General features: G+C 65.1%; 19 protein-coding genes. 11 read left to right on the top strand and 8 right to left on the bottom strand.

Translation table 11 applies throughout. The features are described 5' to 3' along the window. Nucleotides 1-25 precede the first annotated feature (25 nt). The 5 genes from ACIQT2_RS22570 to purU all read right to left on the bottom strand — a co-directional run bounded on the left by ACIQT2_RS22570 (nt 26) and on the right by purU (nt 7,507). Nucleotides 26-2,347, bottom strand: a complete 2,322-nt coding sequence (locus ACIQT2_RS22570; protein ID WP_402951150.1) for an FdhF/YdeP family oxidoreductase — start codon at nt 2,345-2,347, stop codon at nt 26-28. Between the two features lie 44 nt (nt 2,348-2,391). Continuing rightward, on the bottom strand, nt 2,392-3,285 hold the full coding sequence (locus ACIQT2_RS22565; protein ID WP_402951147.1) for a bifunctional 5,10-methylenetetrahydrofolate dehydrogenase/5,10-methenyltetrahydrofolate cyclohydrolase: 894 nt from the start codon (nt 3,283-3,285) through the stop codon (nt 2,392-2,394). Continuing rightward, nucleotides 3,282-3,908, bottom strand: a complete 627-nt coding sequence (locus tag ACIQT2_RS22560; protein WP_402951144.1) for a cyclodeaminase/cyclohydrolase family protein — start codon at nt 3,906-3,908, stop codon at nt 3,282-3,284. Before ACIQT2_RS22560 ends, ACIQT2_RS22565 begins: the two co-directional genes overlap by 4 nt. Before the next feature lie 142 nt (nt 3,909-4,050). Then, entirely contained in the window at nt 4,051-6,543 is a 2,493-nt protein-coding gene (locus ACIQT2_RS22555; protein WP_402951141.1) for an FAD-dependent oxidoreductase, read from the bottom strand. A gap of 46 nt (nt 6,544-6,589) precedes the next feature. After that, nucleotides 6,590-7,507: a formyltetrahydrofolate deformylase gene (gene purU, locus ACIQT2_RS22550; protein ID WP_402951139.1), complete on the bottom strand. Its 918-nt coding sequence runs from the start codon at nt 7,505-7,507 to the stop codon at nt 6,590-6,592. 134 nt (nt 7,508-7,641) lie between these two features. Between purU and ACIQT2_RS22545 the strand changes: the two genes are divergently transcribed. Continuing rightward, a complete protein-coding gene (locus ACIQT2_RS22545; protein ID WP_400335431.1) occupies nt 7,642-8,322 on the top strand; it encodes a GntR family transcriptional regulator in 681 nt (226 codons plus the stop codon). 288 nt (nt 8,323-8,610) lie between these two features. On the opposite strand, the gene ACIQT2_RS22540 is transcribed toward ACIQT2_RS22545, so the two are convergent. Then, nucleotides 8,611-9,543, bottom strand: a complete 933-nt coding sequence (locus ACIQT2_RS22540) for a LysR family transcriptional regulator (protein ID WP_400335429.1) — start codon at nt 9,541-9,543, stop codon at nt 8,611-8,613. A gap of 159 nt (nt 9,544-9,702) precedes the next feature. Here ACIQT2_RS22540 and ACIQT2_RS22535 point away from each other — a divergent pair, with 159 nt between their 5' ends. Then, complete coding sequence (locus tag ACIQT2_RS22535) at nt 9,703-11,007, top strand: SRPBCC family protein (RefSeq protein ID WP_402951134.1); 1,305 nt, start codon at nt 9,703-9,705, stop codon at nt 11,005-11,007. Next, a complete protein-coding gene (locus ACIQT2_RS22530; RefSeq protein ID WP_400335425.1) occupies nt 11,004-12,413 on the top strand; it encodes a ferredoxin reductase in 1,410 nt (469 codons plus the stop codon). The genes ACIQT2_RS22535 and ACIQT2_RS22530 overlap by 4 nt, the downstream gene beginning before the upstream one ends. Here ACIQT2_RS22530 and ACIQT2_RS22525 read toward each other — a convergent pair. After that, the gene (locus tag ACIQT2_RS22525; protein WP_402951130.1) at nt 12,410-14,563 is read right to left on the bottom strand and encodes a glycogen debranching N-terminal domain-containing protein; all 2,154 of its coding nucleotides are present in this window, start codon (nt 14,561-14,563) and stop codon (nt 12,410-12,412) included. The genes ACIQT2_RS22530 and ACIQT2_RS22525 overlap by 4 nt on opposite strands. Before the next feature lie 226 nt (nt 14,564-14,789). Between ACIQT2_RS22525 and ACIQT2_RS22520 the strand changes: the two genes are divergently transcribed. The 8 genes from ACIQT2_RS22520 (at nt 14,790) to ACIQT2_RS22485 (ending at nt 22,113) form a co-directional block, all read left to right on the top strand. Further along, the gene (locus ACIQT2_RS22520; protein WP_402951127.1) at nt 14,790-15,128 is read left to right on the top strand and encodes a hypothetical protein; all 339 of its coding nucleotides are present in this window, start codon (nt 14,790-14,792) and stop codon (nt 15,126-15,128) included. 76 nt (nt 15,129-15,204) lie between these two features. Next, nucleotides 15,205-16,602 (top strand): cryptochrome/photolyase family protein, encoded by a 1,398-nt coding sequence (locus ACIQT2_RS22515; RefSeq protein ID WP_402951124.1) that lies wholly within the window; start codon nt 15,205-15,207, stop codon nt 16,600-16,602. 174 nt (nt 16,603-16,776) lie between these two features. Beyond that, on the top strand, nt 16,777-18,276 hold the full coding sequence (locus tag ACIQT2_RS22510) for a CoA-acylating methylmalonate-semialdehyde dehydrogenase (RefSeq protein WP_402951198.1): 1,500 nt from the start codon (nt 16,777-16,779) through the stop codon (nt 18,274-18,276). Further along, a complete protein-coding gene (locus tag ACIQT2_RS22505; protein ID WP_402951195.1) occupies nt 18,276-19,373 on the top strand; it encodes an enoyl-CoA hydratase/isomerase family protein in 1,098 nt (365 codons plus the stop codon). Before ACIQT2_RS22510 ends, ACIQT2_RS22505 begins: the two co-directional genes overlap by 1 nt. Before the next feature lie 47 nt (nt 19,374-19,420). After that, nucleotides 19,421-20,344 (top strand): 3-hydroxyisobutyrate dehydrogenase, encoded by a 924-nt coding sequence (gene mmsB / locus ACIQT2_RS22500; protein ID WP_402951121.1) that lies wholly within the window; start codon nt 19,421-19,423, stop codon nt 20,342-20,344. 37 nt (nt 20,345-20,381) lie between these two features. Beyond that, entirely contained in the window at nt 20,382-21,155 is a 774-nt protein-coding gene (locus tag ACIQT2_RS22495) for an enoyl-CoA hydratase (protein ID WP_400270157.1), read from the top strand. A 115-nt stretch (nt 21,156-21,270) separates the two neighbouring features. After that, nucleotides 21,271-21,576, top strand: a complete 306-nt coding sequence (locus tag ACIQT2_RS22490; protein ID WP_397326590.1) for a DUF4190 domain-containing protein — start codon at nt 21,271-21,273, stop codon at nt 21,574-21,576. 327 nt (nt 21,577-21,903) lie between these two features. After that, complete coding sequence (locus ACIQT2_RS22485; RefSeq protein WP_397326589.1) at nt 21,904-22,113, top strand: hypothetical protein; 210 nt, start codon at nt 21,904-21,906, stop codon at nt 22,111-22,113. A 1-nt stretch (nt 22,114) separates the two neighbouring features. On the opposite strand, the gene ACIQT2_RS22480 is transcribed toward ACIQT2_RS22485, so the two are convergent. Next, nucleotides 22,115-22,777, bottom strand: coding sequence for a TenA family protein (locus ACIQT2_RS22480; RefSeq protein WP_402951116.1), 663 nt, complete (start codon nt 22,775-22,777; stop codon nt 22,115-22,117). Nucleotides 22,778-22,943: the final 166 nt, after the last annotated feature.

Raw genomic sequence — 22,943 nt, 5'->3', positions numbered from 1 at the left:
GCACCGATCACACTCTGTACAGGTCCTAGGCGGCTTCCATGCGGATGATGACGGACTTCGATGTAGGCGTCCCGCTGGTGTCGGCCACCGAGTCCAAGGGCACAAGGACGTTGGTTTCGGGGTAGTAGGCCGCAGCACAGCCCTTGGGTGTTGAATACGCGACGATCCGGAAGTTTTCCGCGAGGCGCTCGACGCCCTGGAACTCCGAGATCAGATGTACCATCTGCCCGTCGGTGAAGCCGAGTTCGTCGATGTCGGCTTTGCTGACCAGGACCACGCGCCGGCCGCCGTGGATGCCGCGGTAGCGATCGTCCTTGCCGTAGATGGTGGTGTTGTACTGGTCGTGCGAGCGCAGGGTCTGCAGCGCCAGGCGGCCCGGGGGGATCTTGATGTATTCCAGCTCGTTCCCGGTGAAGAGCGCCTTGCCGGTGGGGGTATCGAACGCCCGGGCGTCCCGTGGGGGATGCGGCAGGACGAAGCCGCCCGGATGGGCGATGCGTTCCTCGAAGTCTTCAAAGCCATCGATCACCGCCTGGATGTGCTTCCGCACCAGGGAGTAATCGTCCCGCAGGGAGATCCAGGATGCCCGGGGAGTATTGGGCAACGGCCGGCCCTCGGCATCAGTGAAGAGCTTGTGCGCGAGGTTGCACACAATGGCCACCTCGGAGTGCAGGTGCTCGCTGGCGGGCTTGAGGCGGCCGCGGGAGGCATGGACGGCGCTCATGGAATCCTCCACGGTGACGCGCTGGTCGCCCGAGGCCTGGGCATCCTTCTCCGTGCGGCCCAGGGTGGGCAGGATGAGGGCCCGGCGGCCAGTGGAGAGGTGGGAGTGGTTGAGCTTCGTGGAGATCTGCACGGTCAGGGCCGTGTTGGCCAGCGCGTCCTCGGTGACCAGGGAATCCGGGGCTGCCCGGACGAAGTTGCCGCCCATGCCCATGAAGAACCGGACCTTGCCGTCCCGCATGGCACGGATGGCCGCCACGGTGTCGTAGCCGTGCTCACGCGGTGAGAGGAACTCGAACTCGTGGTCCAGCCGGTCGTGGAACGTCGAAGGCATCTTCTCGAAGATGCCCATGGTGCGGTCGCCCTGCACGTTCGAGTGGCCGCGCACCGGGCACACGCCGGCCCCGGGCTTGCCGATGTTTCCTTGGAGCAGGAGGACGTTGACCACGTCGCGCAGGGTGGGTACGGAGTGTTTGTGCTGGGTCAGTCCCATGGCCCAGCACACGATGGTGGCGTTGGAGGCCAGGAGCCGTTCGCCGGTGGCGTGGATCTGTTCCAGGGTCAGGCCGGAGGCTTCAACAATGTCATCCCACTCCACCTTCTCCAGGTGCCGCAGGTAGTCGTCCACGCCCACGGTGTGGTTGGTAATGAACGCGTGGTCCAGCACGGTGTCCAATCCCGGCGTGGAACGGCCTGCGGTTTCAGCCTCGAGCAGGTACTTCCCAAGGCCCTGGAAGAGTGCCTGGTCCCCGCCGGCGCGGATCTGCAGGAAGTCGTCGGTCAGCTCGGTGCCCACCAGCATGCCGGAGACGTTCTGCGGGTTCTCGAAGTGGAGGAGTCCGGCTTCGGGGAGCGGGTTGATGGAGACGATGATGGCGCCGTTTTTCTTGGCCTTCTCCAAGGCGCTCAGCATGCGGGGGTGGTTGGTCCCCGGGTTCTGTCCAGCCACGAAGATCAGCGATGCCGTCTCCAAGTCCGTCAGGCTGACTGAGCCCTTGCCGATCCCGATGGTCTGCACCAGGGCCGAGCCCGACGATTCGTGGCACATGTTGGAACAGTCCGGCAGGTTGTTGGTGCCGATCCCGCGGACCAGCAGCTGGTACACGAAGGCGGCCTCATTGGAGGTCCGGCCGGACGTGTAGAAAACAGCCTCGTCCGGCGACGCCAGGCCCCGGAGCTCCCCGGCCATCAGTTCGTAGGCCTCGTCCCAGTCGATGGGCACGTAATGGGTGGCACCCTCATCGAGGAACATCGGATGCGTCAGTCGTCCCTGCTGTCCCAGCCAGTAATCATCGCGGGTCTTCAGGTCCGCTACGGAATGCGCGGCAAAGAACTCCGGGGTGACCCGGCGCCGCGTGGCTTCCTCGGCGACTGCCTTGGCACCGTTCTCGCAGAATTCCGCGGCGTTGCGCTTCTCATGCTCCGGCCAGGCGCAACCCATGCAGTCGAACCCATCCAGCTGGTTCACGGCCATCAGCGTCTGCACGCTGCGCACCGCGCCCATCTGCTCGAACGAGATCTTCAAAGCATTGGCTACGGCAGGGATGCCTACGGCCTTGGTCTTGGGTTTGGTGACGGTCAGCTTCGACTCGTCGATGTTATGGCGTGGTGCTTTGGAAGCCATGGTGGTCTTCCCTCCAGATCAGGAACGGGCGGCGATGCCGCGGGTCAGGCGGCGCCGGCTGCCACGGGCTGTTCGGCGGATGCCGGAACCCCGGCCTGAAGCCGGGCGGCTTCTGTGGTGTGGAGCAGCAAGAGTGCGGTAGTCACCGAGCCTACGCCGCCGGGTACCGGCGTCAAGGCCGCCGCTCTTCCGGTGACGCTCGCTTCGTCGACGTCACCCACCAGGGTGCCGTCGGGCAGGACGTTGGTGCCGACGTCGATCACTACCGTCTTTTCGGTGACGTGCGCGCCCGTCAGGAGGCCGGTGCGGCCCGCGGCGACAACCACGACGTCGGCCGGCCGGGTGTACGTCTCCAGAGGACCTGACTTGGAATGGCAGACAGTAACGGTTGCGTCCCGTTCCAGCAGCAGCAGCGCCAACGGCTTGCCCACCACGGCGGAACGCCCGACGACGGTCACGTTGCGGCCCGCTACCGGCACCTCGAAGTGCTCAAGAAGCTCCACCACCGCGCGGGCCGTGGCCGGAGCGAAGGCCGGCCGTCCCACAGCCAAGCGGCCCAGGCTCAGGGGATTGGCGCCGTCGATGTCCTTTTCCGGAGCGATCAGCCCCACCAGGCTGTCAGCCGCAACGCCGGTTGGCAGGGGCGTCTGCAGGATGATGCCGTGTACCGAGGGCTCGGAGCTGAGGTCCTTCAAGACGCTCGCGAGGACCTGTTCCGTCGCATCGGGTCCAAGGTCCACGATCCGGCAATCGATGCCTGCCCTGTCTGCCGCCCGTTCGATGGAACGCACGTACCAGTGGGTGGACTCGTCATCGGTGGCCACCACCACGGCGAGGGTGGGGTGGATGCCTTCGTGTTGGGCCAGCCGGGCCTGGTCCTGGGCGCGCTGCTGGATGAGGGAGGCCAGGCGCTTGCCGGAGAGGGTGGCGGTGTTCATGCGAGGATCCTTTCGCGGACCCGCTTCACCAGGGAATCGGCGGCGAGGACCACTTTGTCCTCGAGCCCGTCGGTCCGCCCCGCGAGTTCGGCCCGGATGGCCTGGTCCTTGATGGCAACAACGTTGATGTCGATGTTTACCCGGGCCGTGGTGGCTGCGGCCCGGGCGGCGTCCGCTGCAGCGGCGACGTCGCTGATGACGTTCATGTTGGCCACCTCGAAGAGCTCGGTGGCAAGGTCCACAATGCTGCCTGACAGTTTGATGAGCTGTGCGGGGGTTTGGGCGGCTTCCACCAGGGCTGCGTCGATGGCTGCCTTCCTGGCAGCCTTGAGTTCGTCCGTGCCGGCCGGAAGTTTGTAGGAATCGATGACGCCTTGGAAGGCGGTTTCGTCGGCGTCGGCGAGGCCCAGGGCCTCGAGCCTGTACTGGTCGGCGTCGTTGGTGATGCGCTCCACGAGTCCTGCGTGGGCGGCATATTTCTCACCGGTGGTGTAGCGGGCCACCATGGCCACCAGGGCGGCGCCCTGTGCTGCGTGCAAGGCTGCTGCTGCACCACCACCCGGCGTCGGCTGGCGCGCCGCGAGCCGGGCGAGGTAGTCGTTGATGGTTTCTGAGCTGATCATGTGTCTTCCTGGGCGGGCGTCCGGAGTGGGGTCATCCCGGGTGGCGAAAGTGCTGGCTGGAGAAAGAGCGAAGGCAGCGCCCGGACCCGGTTGCGGGGTGAATCGGGTCCGGGACGCTGCCTGTGGCGGCTGGAGGGCCGGGTTAGCCGCGGAGCCTGCTCATGGTGGGGTCGTACAGCGGATCCTCGGTGACGGTGGCCTGGATCCGGCGTCCGAAGTACTCGATTTCCACCGAGTCGCCCAAGGAGACGGCCGAGGGCAGGTAGGCGTAGGCGATTGGCTTCTTGACGGTGTAGCCGAAGGCTGCGCTGGTCACGTAACCAACGGCCTGGTCCTTATAGAACACCGGTTCCTTGCCGAGGACGAGGCTGCGGCCGTCGTCGACGGTCAGGCAGCGCAGGCGACGTGCGGAGCTTTCTTCGCTGCGGCCTTCCAAGGCGGCCTTGCCGACGAAGTTCTCCTTGGCCATCTTGACCGCGAAGGCGAGGCCCGCTTCGAAGGGGTCGTGCTCGGTGGTCATGTCCGTGCCCCAGGACCGGTAGCCCTTCTCGAGGCGTAGCGAGCTGAAGGCGGCGCGGCCGGCGGCGATGACACCGAACGGCTGGCCGGCCTTCCACAGTGCATCCCACAGGCGCTGGCCGTTATCGGCGCTGGTGTAGAGCTCCCAGCCCAGTTCGCCAACGTAGGACAAACGCATTGCCGTGACGGGGATCCCGCCAATGACAACCTCCTTGGAGCGGAAGTACTTCAGGCCGTCGTTGCTGAAGTCGTCGTTGCTGATGGTTCCCACCAGGTCGCGGGCCAGCGGACCCCAGAGGCCGATGCAGCAGGTGCCGCCGGTGGTGTCGCGGACCTGGACCCAGTCTTCGGCTCCGCCGTTTTCGGTCTGGTGGCGTGCTGCGCGGTCAAAGTAGGCGGTGTCGATGTTGCCGTTGGCGCCGAGCTGGAAGGTGGTCTCGTCCAGTCGAGCCACGGTGATGTCGCTTCGGATGCCGCCGGCGTGGTCCAGCAGGAGGGTGTAGGTCACGGCGCCGGGCTTCTTGGCGAGGTCGCCCGTGGTCAGCTCCTGCAGCAGCTTCAAGGCTCCGGGACCGGAGACTTCCAGGCGCTTGAGCGGGGTCATGTCGTACATGGCCACAGCCGTGCGGGTCTTCCAGGCCTCCGCAGCGGCGATCGGGGAGCTGAACATGCCGGACCAGGCGTCACGTGCCGGGGGCTGCCACTCGTCCGGCATTTCCTTGAGCAGTTCGGCGTTGGCCTCGAACCAGTACGGACGCTCCCAGCCTGCGCCTTCGAGGAAGAAGCCACCCAGCTGCTTGTGGCGGGCGTGGAACGGGCTGACGCGCAGGTTGCGCGGGGAGAGCTTGGGCTGCAGCGGGTGCAGGACGTCGTAGATCTCCACGAAGTTCTGCTGCGAGGTTTCGCTGACGTACTCCGGGGTGAGCTGTACTTCCTCGAAGCGGTGGATGTCGCAGTCGCCCAGGTCGATCTTGGACTTGCCGTCCACCAGGACCTCGGCCACGGCGCGGGCAACGCCGGCGGAGTGGGTGACCCACACGGCCTCAGCCACGAAGAAGCCGTCCACTTCCTTGGACTCGCCCACCAGGGAGCCGCCGTCCGGGGTGAAGGAGAAGATGCCGTTGAAGCCGTCTTCGATTTCGCTCTCGCGCAGGGCCGGAAGGATCTGCTTGGTGGCTTCCCAAGCCGGGAGGAAGTCCTCCAGGGTGAAGTCCAGGCGCGAGGGCATGTTGTGCTCGCTGATGCTTTCCGGGGTGTACTTGCCCAGTTCGTCCAGGTCCACGGGCATGGGGCGGTGGGCGTAGGAGCCGATGCCGTAGCGGTCGCCGTGCTCGCGGTAGTAGAGGTCCTGGTCCTGGTGGCGGAGGATGGGCAGCCGGGCGCCGTTGGGCAGCTCGTTCTTGCCTTGCTGCGCCGGGACCGGGGTGGTCTTGACGTACTGGTGGGCCAGCGGGAGCAGCGGCACGGACATGCCGATCATTTCGCCGATCTTGGCACCCCAGAAACCTGCGCAGGACACCACGATGTCAGCCGGGATCACGCCGTCGGCCGTCTGTACGCCGGTGACCCGGCGGCCGGACTGTTCAATCCCGGTGACTTCCGTGTTGCCCAGGTACTTGACCCCTGCGGCTTCGGTGCGCTTGATGAGGAGTTGCACGGCGCGGGCTGCCAGGGCCAGGCCATCCGAGGGGACGTGGAGGCCGCCCAGGATGTCTTCCTCGTTGATGAGCGGGTAGAGCTCCTTGCACTCTTCGCGGGTGAGGATCTTGCCGTCGATGCCCCAGGACTGTGCGTAGCCGAGCTTGCGCTTGAGGTCGGTGAGTCGGGTCTCCGTGGTGGCCACTTCAAGACCGCCCACCTGGTTGAAGCAGCTCTGGCCGTCCTCGGTCAGGGAGAGCAGCTTCTCCACCGTGTACTTGGCAAACAGTGCCATGGTCTTGGACGGGTTGGTCTGGAACACCAGGCCCGGGGCGTGCGAGGTGGAGCCGCCCGGCATGTTCAGGGGGCCTTGGTCCAGGACGGTGATGTTGTTCCACCCGCGCTGAACGAGTTCGTCGGCGAGGTTGGTGCCGACGATGCCGGCTCCGATAATGACAATTCGGGGCGTCGATGCCATGAAAGATTCTCCTGCTAGTAAGTCGTGCGGGGCAAGGGCGGGCTGGTTACCGGAAAACGACCGTGCTGGTCTGGTCCAGCAGGACGCGGTGTTCGCAGTGCCAGCGGACGGCGCGGGACAGGGCGAGGGCTTCGGCGTCCTGGCCAACAGTGGAAAGGGCGGTGGGACCGTAGCTGTGGTCCACGCGGATCACTTCCTGCTCGATGATCGGTCCCTCGTCCAGGTCGGCGGTCACGTAGTGGGCCGTGGCACCTACCTGCTTCACGCCGCGGTCGTAGGCCTGGTGGTAGGGGCGGGCACCCTTGAAACCGGGGAGGAAGGAGTGGTGGATGTTGATCGCGCGTCCTTCGAGCTTGCGGCACAAGTCATCGGAAAGAACCTGCATGTAGCGGGCCAGGACCACCAAGTCCGCCTGGTACTCCTCGACGAGGTCCAGGAGCTTCTGCTCGGCCTCGGCCTTGGTGTCCGGGGTGACAGGAACGTAGATGAAGGGCAGTCCGGCCGCCTCGGCCATGGCACGGTGCGTCTCGTGGTTGGAAACCACGGCCACCAGTTCGCCACCCAGGCTGCCGCCGCGCCAGCGGAAGATGAGGTCGTTAAGGCAGTGGCCGAACTTGGAAACCATCACCAGGACGCGCTGCTTGGTCTGGTCGTGGAAGCTGAACTTCATGTCGAAGCGGTCCGCGATGGAACGGAATTCGTCCTCGAGTTGCTCCGGCGAGTAGCTCGACGGTCCGGAGAAGGCAGTGCGCAGGTGCAGGGTCTGGCGCAGGCTGTCATCGAACTGCTGGTGCTCTTCGATGTTGAATCCACGGTCGAAGAGAAAAGTGGTGACTGCCTGCATGATGCCGGGCTGTTCGACGCACGACAGTGTGAGTACGAACTTTTGGGCCTGCTCTTCCTTGAGCTGACCGCGTTCAGCCGGCAGGGTGCTGAGGTGTGAGTCTGAAGCCACGAGGGTCATGTGTCCTCCTTAGATGGGTTTCCTAGATATATTCCTGAATTGCGTACTGATATATTAGGATTGAGATCAGCGTATACTGGACCTTGGAACGGGGTCAATAGGTTTTTTCGTCACCGCGGAAGGGGCTCGGCATCATGGCACTCGAAACTCTGGCACCTGCTGCGGACGCCAGCAGGAAGTCCTTGGCGGATATCGCCTACGAGAGCGTGCGTGACCGGCTGCTGACACTCGACATCAAGCCGGGCGACCTCCTCAACGACGACCAGCTTGCCAAAGAGATTGGGATTGGGCGCACCCCCGTGCGGGAAGCGCTCAAGCGGCTGGAATTGGATCGGCTGGTGGTGACCTATCCGCGCCGGGGCACCTTCGCCACCCGCGTGGAAGTGACAGACCTGGCCTTCATCTCCGAGATCAGGGTCCAACTGGAGCCGGTGGCGGCAGCCAGGGCAGCCCGGGTTGCGACCCCCGCCAGCCGGGAACACCTGCGGCGCGTAGCGGCCGAAGTCAAGGCCTTCGACCTCCGCGCGGCCACGGTGGTGGAAACGCTCAAGCTGGATGCGAGCGTCCACCAAGGCATCTACGCTGCCGCGGCAAACCCGCACCTGGAGGACGTCCTGATCCGCTATGACAACCTGGCAACCCGGATCTGGTGCATGGTGCTGGACCGGCTGCCCAACCTGGAGCACCACGTCCATGAGCACGTGGATCTCCTGCAGGCCGTTATTGACGGCGATGAGGCGAAAGCGGCCGAGTTGGCCCGCGTCCACGTCAGCGGCTTTGAGCAAGCGGTGCGCCAGGCATTGTTCGCCGCCTGAGAACTGTGTCCGTCGGACACTGATCCTCTGCGTGCTATTCCCCGCCCCCAGCTGCCGCCATTTTCGCGGCAGCTGGGGGCGGGGCCCCTTTTACGCACGCTGCCGGATCAGCGTCCGCCGGTGTTCGGGCGGGGGCGGGGCCCCTTCTGCGCACGCTGCCGGATCGCCACTGCCCTCAGCATGAGGTGCTGGAGTTGATCTACGACGCCGGGTGATTGCCTTTCATGGAGACCGTCCGGCGTATCGCGGGTCTCGGCGGTGTGCGCGGATGGATGCTGCGCGCCAGGTTTACGCCTCGTTCTCGGGGCGGGCCGTCAGGATCCATTGCGCCCTCTTTTGCAGGACGTCCAGTGACTCCTTGATCAGCGGCGACGACATGCTGCCCCTTCGCGCTGCGGCGACGATGCGGCGCGCCGGCTTCCCCTTGCCCGTGATGCGCAGCCGGACCACGTTTTCGGCGTTGTTCAGGGGCGCCAGGCGCGGCAGCAGGCCCACGCCCAGGCCGGCGCCCACGAAAGCGATCTGGGTTTCCCACTCAACCGCCTCATGCGCAATCCGCGGGGTCACCCCCACGGCCGTGAAAGCGGCAGTGAACAGTGCGTGATAGGTGGACCCCGCGGTCTCGGTGATCCACGGTTCCGATGCCAACTCCTCTAGCGTCACGGTTTCCCGCGACGCGAGCGGATGGTCCGCGGGAATGATCACGTCCAAAGGATCATCCAGGAGGACCGTCTGCTCGAAGCGGGGATCGTCCTCGCCATGGTTGTCCGATTGCATGGCAACGATCACCGCCAGGTCAATGCGCTCTGCCACCAGCAGGTCGAAGCAGCGGGATGGGTTGGCCTCGAGGACCTGGACCTCCAGTTGTGGACGTGTGGCGCGCAGCGTGGCGGCGAGCGGCGCGAGCAATTGGGCTGCCGCCGTCGAGAATCCACCGAGGCCGAAGCGGGACTGCACCTGGTCGCCGGCCTCCATGGCTGCGGCGCGGAGGCTCTCCCACTCGGCAATGAGGGCGTCCGAGCCTTCCACCAGGAAGCGGCCCGTGGCGGTCAGCCGCACACCCCGTCCGTCCTTGGTGAGCAGCTGCAAACCGAGCACGCGTTGGAGCTCGCGCAGTTGCGCTGAGACGGCCGAGGGGGAGTAGCCGGTGAGCTCAGCCGTGGCCCCGACGGTGCCGCACCGGGCGAACACCCGGAGCGTAATGAGACGTGGGTCGATCATGCACCTATTGTGCATGGTTATCTACTGAATCTTGCGCTTTTGTTGCAGTTCAAGAATCCCTAATCTCTAACTACGAAGACTTCGACAACGCCGGTCGCGACGACGCACCCGCGGTCCCACGAATCACCAGACACTGACCCAGCCTCCCGGGAGGAACCCATGACTGCTCCAGCGAACGCACCCCTCAACACCCGCGGAAAACTTGCCTCAACGCTGCCTGCCGAACAGCTGGCGGAAATCTCCGCGTTGTTCGAGTTCCGTCGCACGGGCTATTCCCTCGACGCCCCGTTCTACACCGACCCGACCCTTTTCAGGATCGACATGGAAGCGATCTTCGGCCAGCACTGGATCTTCGCCGGAAGCGTCGCGGAACTGCCGGAGCCGGGCGACTACATCACGGTGGACTACGGCCCCTACTCCCTCATCGTGCTGCGCACGGATGAAGGCGAAGTCAACGTCCTGCACAACGTCTGCCGCCACCGCGGTGCCCGCGTCCTCACCGAAGCTGCCGGCTCCACGGGCAACCTGGTGTGCGGCTACCACTCCTGGACCTACTCCCCGGAGGGCAACCTGATCCACGCTTCGGCTCCCGGCGAGGCGAAGTTCGACAAGAACTGCTTTGCCCTCAAGCGCGCCCACAGCCGCGAGGTGGCCGGCCTCATCTTCGTCTGCATCGCCAACGAACCGCCCACGGATTTCGACGAGACCTCCAAGATCTTCGAGCCCTACCTTGCTCCGCACGATCTCTCCAAGACGAAGATTGCCTACCAGCAGAACATCATCGAAGAGGGCAACTGGAAGCTCGTCATGGAGAACAACCGTGAGTGCTACCACTGTGACGGCCACCCCGAGCTTGCCTGCTCCCTCTTCCCCACCTGGGGCCTGACGGAGGGCCTGATCCCCACCCACCTCGAAGAAGTGTGGGAGCGCAACAAGGAAGCCCAGTCCTCCCTTGAAGAGCGGTGCCGCCGCTATGGCCTTCCTTACGAGGTGGTGGAAGAGCTGGACACGCGTATCGCGGGAATCCGCATTTCGCGGGAATCGCTCGATGGCGAGGGTGAGTCGTTCTCGGCTGATGGCCGCAGGCTCTCCAAGAAGCTCCTCGGTGACCTGCGGGACTTCCGCTTGGGCCGCTGCTCCATGCACCTGCAGCCCAACAGCTGGTTCCACTTCCAGAGCGACCATGTGATCACGTTTGGTGTCTTCCCGATCAACGAACACCAGACCCTGGTCCGCACCACCTGGCTCGTTGCCGACGACGCCGTGGAGGGCGTCGACTACGACCGCGAGAAGCTCACCTACACCTGGGAGCAGACCAACATCCAGGACAAGGCGTTCGTGGAGCTGTGCCAGCAGGGCGCGGCCAGCCCCGCCTACGAACCCGGCCCGTACATGAAGAGCGAATACCAGGTAGAGGCCTTCATCAACTGGTACGTACAGCGTGTTCAGGAGCACTTGGCATGATCGAAGTCCTCACCGAAACGGCAATCCAGGAACCGCAGCGCATCCGCGGTCTTGAGATGCCGTGGAACCGGGTGATGGGCAGCACTGAGGCGCCCGCCCGCGCTGCCCGCGCCCTGGGTCCATGGCACCCGCAGGAGTTCATGGCCGAATGCGTCGAGACCGTTCCCGAGGCCGGCGGACTGATGACGTTCGTGTTCCGTCGCACTGACGGTGCACCGCTGGCGTTCCGCGCAGGCCAGTACGTCAATATCGCCTTTCCCGTGAATGGTGAAGACCAGGATCCGGTGGACCGCAGCTATTCGCTGTCCAGTTCGCCCACGGAACCGTGGACCTTCAACATCACCGTCAAGCTCGACCCTGCCGGTCTGGTTTCACCCTGGGTGCACCAGAACGTCAGGCCGGGAACTGTCCTTGAGATGCTCGGGCCGGTGGGAGCCTTCCACCTGCCCGACGCCGACCGCCGGGCACGGTATCTGTTCCTCGCCGCCGGCGCGGGCATCACACCCATCATGTCCATGGTCCGCACCATCCACTCGCTGCCGGGGCATGCCGATGTTGTGGTGCTCTACCACGGAGCGGAAGCCGGGGGCTTTGCCTTCCACCGGGAGCTGGCCTACATCGCCTCCGTGGACTCGCGGATCAAGGTGTTCTACTCCCTGGGAGACCGCAACAAGCCCGAAGAGTGGGAGGGACTCAGCGGACGGCTGACGGCAGCCATGCTGGACGAGGTTGCCCCCGACGCCAACGGCCGCCAAGTGTATGCCTGCGGCCCCGAGGGTTACCTGAACACCGCCACCGAACTCCTGCAGAAGGTGGGCGTGGACGATACCTCCATTTATATGGAGTTCTTCTCGGGGGATCGGCAGACGCTCCTTGAATACGCGGCCGAACTGGCACTGGCCGTGGACATCGCGGAGGAAATCGCCGAGGAGATCTCGGATTCCGCCGAGGACTACTTTGAGAGCCAGCCTGCGGCCTTCGGGATCTACGAGCCCGGATACGACGCCGAAGGTACTTTGGAGGCGACCGGCCTGCCGCTGGAAACCGTGGAACCGGAAACAACCGGCCCGGAGGCCCCTGAAGCCAGCCCGGAGCCGGAAGCGGCAACTCCGGATGCCTCGAATTTCGACACCGTGGGAACGGGCAGCCTCACCATGTCCTTCCTCCGTACGGGCATCAACGTGCGGATCGATCCTTCCGAGCACATCCTGGGGGTGGCCCAGCGTGCGGGTGTACGGATTGGTGCCAACTGCCAGGAGGGCATGTGTGGCTCCTGCAAGGTGGTCAAGCTGTCCGGCGACGTGGACATGAACCACCAGGGCGGAATCCGGAAACGGGAAATCGATGCCGGCAAGTTCCTGCCCTGCTGCTCCACGGCGCAGACCGACCTGGTGATCGACGCCTAGCCCTGCGGCTTTCCCTGGTGCGCCCACTCCACCAGCTCGGACATCCACGGACGTTGTCCGCGGTGGACCGTGAGGCCGTCGGGGATGCCGTGGACCGTGGCTTGGTCGCCTGAAGCGTCGATCGTGATCCGGGCATCCCCCATGGGGGCGTTGCTGATGTGGAGATCCCCGAAATCGCGTGGAAGAACGGGATCAAGCCAAATGCCGCCCAGGGAAATGTGCGTGTCATAGCGCATGAGCGAGGTGACCACGTGGATGGGCGTGGTGGCGGCCCACGCTTGCGGTGAACAGGCCGTGGGGTAGGGAACGGGTTCCGTGAACTGCCCCCGGTCGAAGCCGCAGAAGAGCTCGGGCAACCGTCCGCCGGAGTACTCGGCGGCTTCCAGGAGCGCGGTACCGATCCTCTGAGCCTCCTCGACGTACCCGTAGCGCAGGAGACCGGACATGATCAGGGCATTGTCGTGCGGCCAGACCGACCCGTTGTGGTAGCTGGCCGGGTTGTAGGCGGCCATGTCCGTGGCGAGGGTCCGGACGCCCCAGCCGCTGAACATCCTGGGCGACATCAAGTGCTCCACCACGGATGGAACCTTGTCCTCATCCATGAGCCCGAACCAGAGGCAGTGGCCCATGTTGGAGGCGCAGGCATCCACGGGCCGTTTGTCCCGGTCCAAGGCCACGGCGTAGTAGCCCTTGTCCGGCAGCCAGAAGTCTTCGTTGAATCTTTGCTTGAGGCGATCCGCGCGTTCCCGCAGCTCATTCGCCAACGCGAGGTCGCCGTCGTCGTAGGCCATCCAGGCGCGCGCCACATAGGCGCCGTGCACGTACGCCTGGACCTCGGCGAGCGCGATGGGCGCCTGCGCCAGCGTGCCGTCCGCGAAGTTGATGCCGTCCCAGGAGTCCTTCCAGCCCTGGTTGATGAGGCCGTGCTCGTTGGGCCGGCCGTACTCCACGAAACCGTCGCCGTCCCGGTCGCCGTAGTTCCGGATCCAGTCGAGGGCGCGGTCCGCGTTGGGCAGGAGGGCCGTGATGGTGTCCTTGGAGAATCCCCAGCGGCTCACGGAACCGAGCACCACCACGAACAGGGGAGTGGCATCCACGCTGCCGTAATAGGCGGAGTTCCCTTGCAAGGCCTGCCCCGTGCTGACATCCAGGCGGACCTCGTGCAGGATCTTGCCCGGCTCTTCCTCGGTCTCGGTATTGACCTCGGTGCCTTGCCGGTCAGCGAGCGTCCGCAGCGTGCCCAACGCCAAGGACGGGTCAACCGGCAGGGCCATCTCCGAGGCCCACAGCGAGTCGCGCCCGAACAGCGTCATGAACCAAGGGGCGCCGGCAGCCACCACCACCCTGTCCGGATGGTCCGGATCCTGGATGCGCAGGGCGCCCAGGTCCTCGTAGCTGCGGCGCAGCGTGCGCTCAATGGACCGGTTGCCGATCTGCAGGGCGGGGATTTTCGCAACCCATTCCTGCCGGCGCCGGTCACTCGGTGACAGCTCGCCGCCGGCCGGATGGGTGAACGGGACCGAACTCCCCTCCAACGTGGGGGCGACGCTCACGTGCGTGCTCCATTTACCGAACGCCGGAACCGTCACCCTGAAGCCCAGGGCCTTGGCCCCGACGCCTGCGCCCTCGGCCCGGATGACCACCGACTTCCTGATGCCCTCCCAGACGCCCCGGATTTCCAGCGAGTCGTTCTCGATGCGCCGCGTTTCATGCCAGTCGCGCGTGATGCGGGCTTCCTTGACCTCGAACAGGTCCGCGAAGTCGGCCTCGACCACCAGGGTGATGCGGCATTCGGCGGGCTGCCTGGAGTAGTTGCGGACCGTGATTTCCTCGAGGATCCCGGCGCCCACCTCCCGCAGGCGTTCCACCAGCAGCGGGCTGTCGGCGTAGCCGTCGGCGCGTGGAACGCGGCAGGCGAAGAGCGCCCGGTAGGGTTCCTTGGTCTCCGCTGCCAGGGATTCCAGGGGCTGATCGTTGATTGTCAGTTCCCAACGGGACAGGATACGGGTATCCAGATGGAACACGCCGTGCGGAAGCTCCGGCCGGATGTCCCCGTTGGAGGCAGATATGCAAAAGGACGAGCCCTCAACCAGCGTGACGGTTCCGGAACCCAAGGGACCGGCGGCCGTGTCAGCATTCCATCCAGCCACGTGAAGCTCCTTATTAAGCGTCGGCAGGGACGTACTCGACGCTACGCCGGAGGACCCCCGGAAACCAGACCCGCCAGGCCCCGGAGGCGCCAAATTGCGGTGCGGACGGTCGCAACCGGGAGTTAACCTTCGCCCCGGCGTGTGGGCGGAGAATTGCGTCTATAGTGAGACTTGCAGTACTCGCTGATGCAGACCGGCGGCCCTTTTATGGCCGGAGGCCTATCCAATGACCGATACCCAAATTGGCGCATTCCTGCGGGATTGCGTTGTGTACGAAGAAGACAGCGAAGAGGGCCTGGACCTCGATGCCCTGTACGGCCTTTACATCAGCTGGTGCGTCCTGGGGAACAAGATTCCCGTACCTGACAGCGCCTTCCGCACTTCCATCCGGCTCAACGGCGTCAAGCACCACAAGCGCGACGGCAACCGTTACTACCCGGGACTGCGCATGGTGGGTGCCGCCGCACGCGACTACGTCCTGAACAGCGTGCCGGAAGCCTACGAGGTCAGCGTTCCCCCTGTGCCGTTGACCGATGACGACGAGGCCCTCCCGGCCGCCGTCTGAGAATTCGCACAGCAGGTGCCCCTAAGATGCCTTCTTAGGGGCATTTGCCGTTTCTAGACCCGGAAGTGGGACTCAAGTGAAGCCATCCATCGTCTGGTTCCGTGACGATCTCAGGGTCCGGGACAATCCCGCCCTGCGTGCCGCCGTCGACGATGGAGCGGCCGTGGCCCTCTTCGTCCTCGATGAAGAATCGCCGGGAATCCGCCCCCATGGCGGTGCCGCGCGGTGGTGGCTGCACCACTCGTTGACGGCCCTGCGCGAGGACCTCGATGCGCTTGGCATCCCGCTGCTGCTGCGCCGCGGGCCTGCTGCGGAGATCGTCAGGAAGACCACGACGGCGGCAGGTGCCGGCGCGCTGTACTGGAACCGGCGGTACGGCGAAGTTGAACGGACCATCGACGCCGATATCAAGTCGTGGGCCGGCGATGAGGGGCTCCATGTGGAGAGCTTCCAGGCATCCCTGTTGCACGAACCGTGGAAGGTATCCACCAAGACCGGCGGCCAGTACAAGGTCTTCACCCCCTTCTGGAAGGCCGTCTCCGGGCTGGACTTCCGCAAGCCGTTGGCCATCCCGGCCAAGGGGCACGGTTTCACTGGCGACCTTCCGGCCTACGAGGACCTGGAATCGTGGCACCTCCTGCCCACCAGGCCGGACTGGGCGGGTGGCCTGCGGGAGCGCTGGACCCCTGGGTCGGCTGCGGGACACCGACGTTTGAAGGCGTTCGTGGCACAGGGGCTGGACGAGTACAAGGAGGGCCGCAACCGACCGGACCAGGACGGGAGCAGCAGCCTGTCGCCGTATCTTCGCTGGGGCGAACTCAGTCCGTTCGAGGTGTGGCATGCGTTGGGGGCCAAACGCTCGGAAAGCGCCGGAATCTACGCTTCCGAACTGGGCTGGCGGGAATTCTGCTGGCACCAGTATTTCCACAATCCGAATCTGGCGACGGCCAACCTGCGCACCGAATTCGACCGGTTCCCTTGGGCCTGGCCAGGTGCCTCAGGCCACGCGGAAGGCGGCAAGCACCCCGGCCACGAGTCGGCCGCGCAGGAACTCCGGGCCTGGCAGAAGGGGGAGACCGGCTTTCCCATGGTTGATGCCGGGCAGCGCCAGTTGTGGCACACCGGTTGGATGCACAACCGGGTGCGCATGGTGGCCGCGAGCTTCCTGGTCAAGAACCTCGGCATCCATTGGCAAGTGGGCGAGCAGTGGTTCTGGGACACGCTGGTGGATGCCGATCCGGCCTCCAATCCGGCCAACTGGCAGTGGGTTGCCGGCTCGGGAGCGGATGCCTCCCCGTTTTTCAGGATCTTCAACCCGGAGGCGCAGCGGACCAGGTTCGATCCGCAGGGTAAGTACATCGCCCACTGGATTCCGGAGTTCGGGACACCGGATTATCCGGAGGAAATCGTTGATCTGAAGACCACCCGGCAGGAGGCCCTGGAGGCGTACAAGGAGCTGAAGGAGGTGCACTGACGCCCGCGTGGCTGCACGCGCGGTGCCCTCTGGAAATTAGTAGGAAGTCCGAGTATATTCGGGTTCAGAGATGATCTGGATCACAGTTGGCGACGTCTTGCCGCGGTGCTCCAGCCAGGCGCCACAGCCGATCGGCACGGCGATCATTCACGAATGCAAAGGAGCATTTCCACCATGGTGCGCGAGCTTTCACACTATGTAGACGGGCAACGGGTCGACGGCACATCCGGCCGTTTCAGCGACGTCTACGATCCCTGCACGGGCGAGGTCCAGGCCAGGCTCCCGTTGGCCGGCGCCGAGGAGGTCCGCAACGCCATAGCCAACGCGGAGAAGGGCCAGCTCGAATGGGCCGCCATGAACCCGCAGCGGCGCGGTCGGATCCTGCTGAAGTTCGTGGACCTGGTCAACGAGAACATGGACGAGCTCGCCACACTCCTCTCCTCCGAACACGGCAAGACCTTCGCCGATGCCAAGGGCGACATCCAGCGCGGCATCGAAGTGGTGGAGTTCTCCGCGGGAGCGCCGCACCTGCTCAAAGGCGAGTTCTCGGACAGTGCGGGGCAGGGAATCGACGTCCACTCGCTGCGCCAGCCGCTGGGGGTGGTTGCCGGGATCACGCCGTTCAACTTCCCGGCCATGATCCCGTTGTGGAAGTCGGGCCCTGCGCTCGCCGCCGGCAACGCCTTCATCCTGAAACCGTCCGAACGCGACCCCTCCGTACCGTTGCGGCTTGCCGAGCTCTACAGCGAAGCAGGCGTCCCGAACGGCGTCTTCAACGTCATCAACGGCGACAAAGAAGCTGTAGACGCCCTGCTTGAAGACCCGCGGGTCAAGGCCATCGGGTTCGTGGGTTCCACTCCGATCGCCCAGTACATCTACGCGACGGCGGCGGCGCACGGGAAGCGCGCGCAATGCTTTGGCGGGGCGAAGAACCACATGGTGGTCATGCCCGACGCCGACCTGGACATGGCTGCCGACGCCCTCATTGGTGCCGGGTACGGTTCCGCGGGTGAACGCTGCATGGCCATCTCCGTGGCGGTTCCGGTGGGGCAGGAAACCGCAGACGCCCTGGTTGCCAAGCTGGCTGAACGGGTCAAGGACCTCCGTGTGGGGCACAGCATGGATAAGGACGTGGACTTCGGCCCGGTGGTGGCGGCCTCGGCGAAGGAACGGATCGAGGGCTACATCCAGTCCGGCGTCGACGAAGGCGCCACCCTGGTCACGGACGGCCGCGGCCTCACGGTGGACGGCTACGACGGCGGCTTCTGGGTTGGCCCCACGCTTTTCGACAACGTCACCAAGGACATGAAGATCTACAAGGAGGAGATCTTCGGTCCCGTCCTCAGCATCCTGCGCGCCGCCGACTACGACGAGGCGCTCCGGCTCTGCAGCGAACACGAGTTTGGCAACGGCGTCGCAATTTTCACCCGCGACGGCGACGCCGCGCGCGACTTCGCCAGCCGGGTCGAAGTGGGCATGGTGGGCATCAACGTTCCGATTCCGGTGCCGATCGCCTATTACACGTTCGGCGGCTGGAAGGCCTCCGGATTCGGCGACCTCAACCAGCACGGCGCCGATGCGTTCCGTTTCTACACCAAGACCAAGACCGTCACCTCGCGGTGGCCCTCAGGCATCCGCCAGGGCGCCAGCTTCGTGATGCCGGCGGGCAGTTGATGGGAGTGGCGGGCAAGGAAACAGAGCAGCAGGAGGAAGAAGTCCTTTTTGAGCGACGCGGGCACCTCGGCATCGTGACGCTCAACCGGCCCCGGGCAGTCAACGCCCTCAATGCGGGCATGGTGAAAGCCATGCTGCAGCAGTTGGCTGCCTGGGCTGATGACGATTCCGTCCGGACCGTCCTGGTGCGGGGCGCCGGTGACCGCGGCCTCTGCGCCGGCGGCGACATCGTGGCCATCTACAAGGACATGCTGCACGGCGGCACGGAAACGGCCGAATTCTGGGCCGACGAGTACCGGCTCAACGCCCTGATCGCCGGCTACCCCAAGCCCTACGTTGCGTTCATGGACGGCCTGGTCCTCGGCGGCGGCGTTGGTGTTTCGGCGCACGGTTCCGTCCGGGTGGTCACCGAGCGGACGCGTACCGGCATGCCGGAAACCACCATCGGGTTCGTGCCCGACGTCGGCGGCACCCTCTTGCTGTCCCGCGCACCCGGCGAGGCGGGAACCCACGCCGCGCTCACGGGGGCGCACCTGAGCGGCGCGGACGCCATTTTCCTCGGGCTCGCGGACTCGTTCGTGCCGTCCGAAAGCCTCCCGGCACTCGCCGAAGCGCTGGAAAGCTCGACGGCGGCAGACGCCGTCGGGCGTTTTGCCCACGCCGCACCGGACTCGCCGCTGGCGGCCCAGCGGGAGTGGATCGATTCCTGTTACGCGGGCGATGACGCTGAGGAGATCGTGCGGCGTTTGCGCGGGACCGGCGGCGAGGCCGCTGCTGCCGCGGACACCATCGAGGGCAAATCGCCGACGTCGGTCAAGGTCACCTTGGAGTCGCTGCGGCGCGTGCGGGGGCTGTCCGTTGAACACGGCATGACCCTCGAAGAGGCGCTCGACCAGGAGTACCGCGTGGGACTTCGTTGCCTGTCCGGTCCGGATTTCCGGGAAGGCATCCGCGCGCAGGTGGTGGACAAGGACCGCAACCCGCAGTGGAAGCCGGCGTCGCTTGCGGAGGTCCACACGTCCGACGTCGAGGCCCACTTCGCGCCGCTCGGCGAGCGGGAGTTGGGGCTGGCAGTCGGGCAGGTCCAAAGCAGTTGAGCCAGTCCAATCGGTGTGAGCCAGTCCAACCCAGTTGAGGAGACGAAATGACAGAGAACGCAGCATCAGCAACGGGACTCATCGCTTTCCTCGGCCTCGGCCATATGGGCGGTCCCATGGCGGCCAACCTGATCAAGGCCGGGCACGATGTGATCGGTTATGATCCCGTCCCGGCAGCTGTGGAAGCGGCGAAAGCGCACGGAGTGCCCATGGCGGATTCGGCAGCGGACGCCGTATCCGGGGCGGCCGTGGTCTTGACGATGCTCCCCAGCGGCAAGCACGTGCTGGACGCCTACCGCGGAGTGGGCGGGCCAGGGCTGCTCTCCGTTGCCGGGCCGGACACGCTGTTCCTGGACTGCTCCACCATCAACGTCGACGAGGCCCGGGAAGCTGCATCGCTTGCCGTGGACGCCGGCCACCGTTCCGTGGATGCTCCCGTGTCCGGTGGAGTGGTGGGTGCTGAGGCAGGGACCTTGACGTTCATGGTGGGGGCCTTGCCGGAGGACTTCGACACCGTGAAGCCCATCCTTGAACTCATGGGCAAGCGGATTGTCCACTGTGGCGACCACGGGGCGGGGCAGGCCGCCAAGGTGTGCAACAACATGATCCTTGGAGTGTCCATGATCGCCGTGTCCGAGGCGTTCGTGCTCGGTGAAAAGCTGGGGCTCACGCATCAGGCCCTGTTCGATGTTGCATCCAACGCCTCGGGGCAGTGCTGGGCGCTGACCACCAACTGCCCTGTTCCCGGTCCCGTGCCCACCAGCCCTGCCAACCGCGATTACCAGCCCGGGTTCGCCGGAGCCCTGATGGCCAAGGACCTGCGCCTGGCGGTGAATGCCCTGGAGAGTACGGGGGTTGCGGCTGAAATGGGTCCTTTGGCCTCCCGGATTTACGATGCATTTGCGGCAGGAGAGGGTGCGGCGCGGGATTTCTCCGGCATCATCACCGATATCCGTGAAAAGTCTGAGTAAGGATTTGTTGGTGACCATTGCTGCGGAGAGGGAGAGCATGACATTCGAGAACATTCTGGTGGAGCGCCGGGGCCGGGTTGGCCTGGTGACACTGAACCGGCCGTCGGCGCTGAATGCGTTGAACACGGCGCTCATGAATGAACTCGTTGCGGCGGTGACGGACATGGACCGGGATCCGGGCGTGGGCGCCGTGGTTGTCACCGGGTCCGCCAAGGCCTTCGCTGCCGGTGCCGACATCAAGGAAATGTCCTCCAACAGCTACATGGAGATGTACGCGGCCGACTGGTTCCGGCACTGGGAGGACCTCACGCGTTTGCGGATCCCGGTCATCGCTGCTGTTTCGGGGTTCGCCTTGGGTGGTGGCTGCGAACTGGCGATGATGGCAGATTTCATCATCGCAGGGGACAACGCCAAGTTCGGCCAGCCGGAGATCAACCTGGGCGTGATCCCGGGGATGGGTGGCTCCCAACGCCTCACCCGGGCCGTGGGCAAGGCGAAAGCGATGGACATGGTCCTCACGGGGCGCTTCATGGAAGCCGACGAGGCTGAGCGGTCCGGACTGGTCTCGCGCGTGGTGCCCGCCGCCGAGGTGGTGGACGAGGCGTTGAAGGCGGCCGAGGTCATCGCCTCAAAGTCCAAGCCGGCTGCGATGGTGGCCAAGGAGGCCGTCAATGCGGCCTTCGAGATGGGGCTCGCGCAGGGTGTGGTCTTCGAGCGCCGGGTGTTCCATTCGCTGTTCGCCACCGAGGACCAAAAAGAAGGCATGGCCGCGTTTGCCGAAAAGCGGCAACCGGAGTTCAAACACCGTTGAGTGGCCCGCTGTGCGCGTCATTTTTGGGTTGGGGCGCGCACAACAGGCCTTGCAACGCGGAATCGGCGAGTGCCCCGGTTAGACTCCTTGGCACGGACCAAATGGGGAGCGAAACATGTCAATGGAGAGTGTTCGCGCCGAATCGTCGGAAACCGGAGCAGAGCCCGCAGGGGAGAGCCAGCCGGTCAACAACCTCGCCATCGTCTCGGCGGCCATGGCGGCGCTGGCGGTCGTGGGGTTGTTCCTCGCCGGCATGGCCATCATCGCCGTGTTCGTGGTGGGCGCCGGGCATGTTGCGTTGAAGCAGATTGAGCAGCGCGGGGAGCGCGGACGTCCCTTCGCCATCTCGGCCTTGGTGGTCGGCTACGGAATCGCGGCCCTGTCCCTGGTCTCGGCGCTCATCTACACCTTTACCCGGTAGGGCGCAGCTCACTGGCCTTTCTGCGTCACTAATAGCCCATTCCGGCACTAATCGGGGGCGGGCCGTCATGAGGGCAGGCCCCATCGACCGTGAACGGGGATCTCCATGACGTGGCAATTCTGCGACAACCACCGCTGCCCGGACAGTTGGCATTGGACCGACCTCGCGGGGGTCCTGGAGCAGTGCCCCAGCGTGGACCATACCGAAGAGCCGGACCCCCATGGCCCATTGCTAAGTATGCTGATAATATAGGCGTGCCGAGACAGAAGACGTACAACGACTGACCTGCCGGGGGTGTCAGTAATGACGGAGCGGAAGGTTCCGGACGTGGTGAATCAGGAGAGTGTCCGGCGGGAGGCGACGGACGTCCTCGCCGAAGGTGACCTGACCCTGACTGACCTGTGGATCGAGTTCTTTGCCCGCGGTGGCATGGCAGGCGCAGAAGAGTTTGAAGCCTTCATCCAAGGCATCATGCCGGTGGAAAGCACTGATCTGCAGATCCTCGACCTCACATTGGTGGAGCTGCAGAGTCCCTGACTCAGTGGACGGGCGAGGACTCCAGCGCGGCGTCAAAGAATTCACGTTCCAGGCGTACCGCCTCGCGGAACGTCATGGCAACGCGCCCGCGCGCCTCGGCGGATACGGGCTCGACGGCGTCGAATTCCCCGCGCAGCCAGGTCACCCACGCGTTGTACCCGGGGTTGTTGTGCAGGCGGATCCAATCAGCATGCTTCGGCGCGGCCGGCCAGGTGGCGATGTCCCCGGCCCGCGCGGCCCAGTCGCCATACAGCCATTCGGCGACGAGCAGGACGGCAAGGATGTCCGGGTAGGAGCGGGTGTCCAGCGCGCTGCGCATCAGCGCGTCGAAGGAACGGGTGGTTGCTCCCAGTTCTGGTGCGAGCCTGTCCTCTTCCGGGACGCCGAGTTGGTCGAAGCTGTCTTGGAAATAGGTGTTCTCATCCGAGGCGAAGGCGCCCAGGACCTTGGCGAACACCAGCCGCGACGGGAGCGATGGCGCTGAGGCAACTGCCTGGCCCAGGAGTGCGGTGAAGGCATCGCAGAACTGGTAGTCCTGCACCAGGTACCGGCGGAGGTCCTCGTCCTCGAGGCTGCCGTCGATCAGCCGGTCAACGAAGGGATGGTTGACAGCCGCATCCCAATCGGCGGCGGAGGCGTTCTTCAGTTCGTCGGCAAAGCCCATGGATGCGGTCCTTTTCTTGGGTGGTTGGCAACTGACTGGCATTTGTGGTGGTTTTCAGCGCTGGGAACAACTGTGGAGTCTCATGACTTAATGGACACTTGTGTCTCATGACTTCGTGGACAGTGTGTCTCAGGACCTCGTAGACACTTCTGGCGGGTTTGCTCTG

The sequence above is a fragment of the Paenarthrobacter sp. NPDC090522 genome (assembly GCF_044769225.1).
Lineage (GTDB): Bacteria > Actinomycetota > Actinomycetes > Actinomycetales > Micrococcaceae > Arthrobacter.
This window is presented reverse-complemented; position numbering and strand designations above follow the sequence as displayed.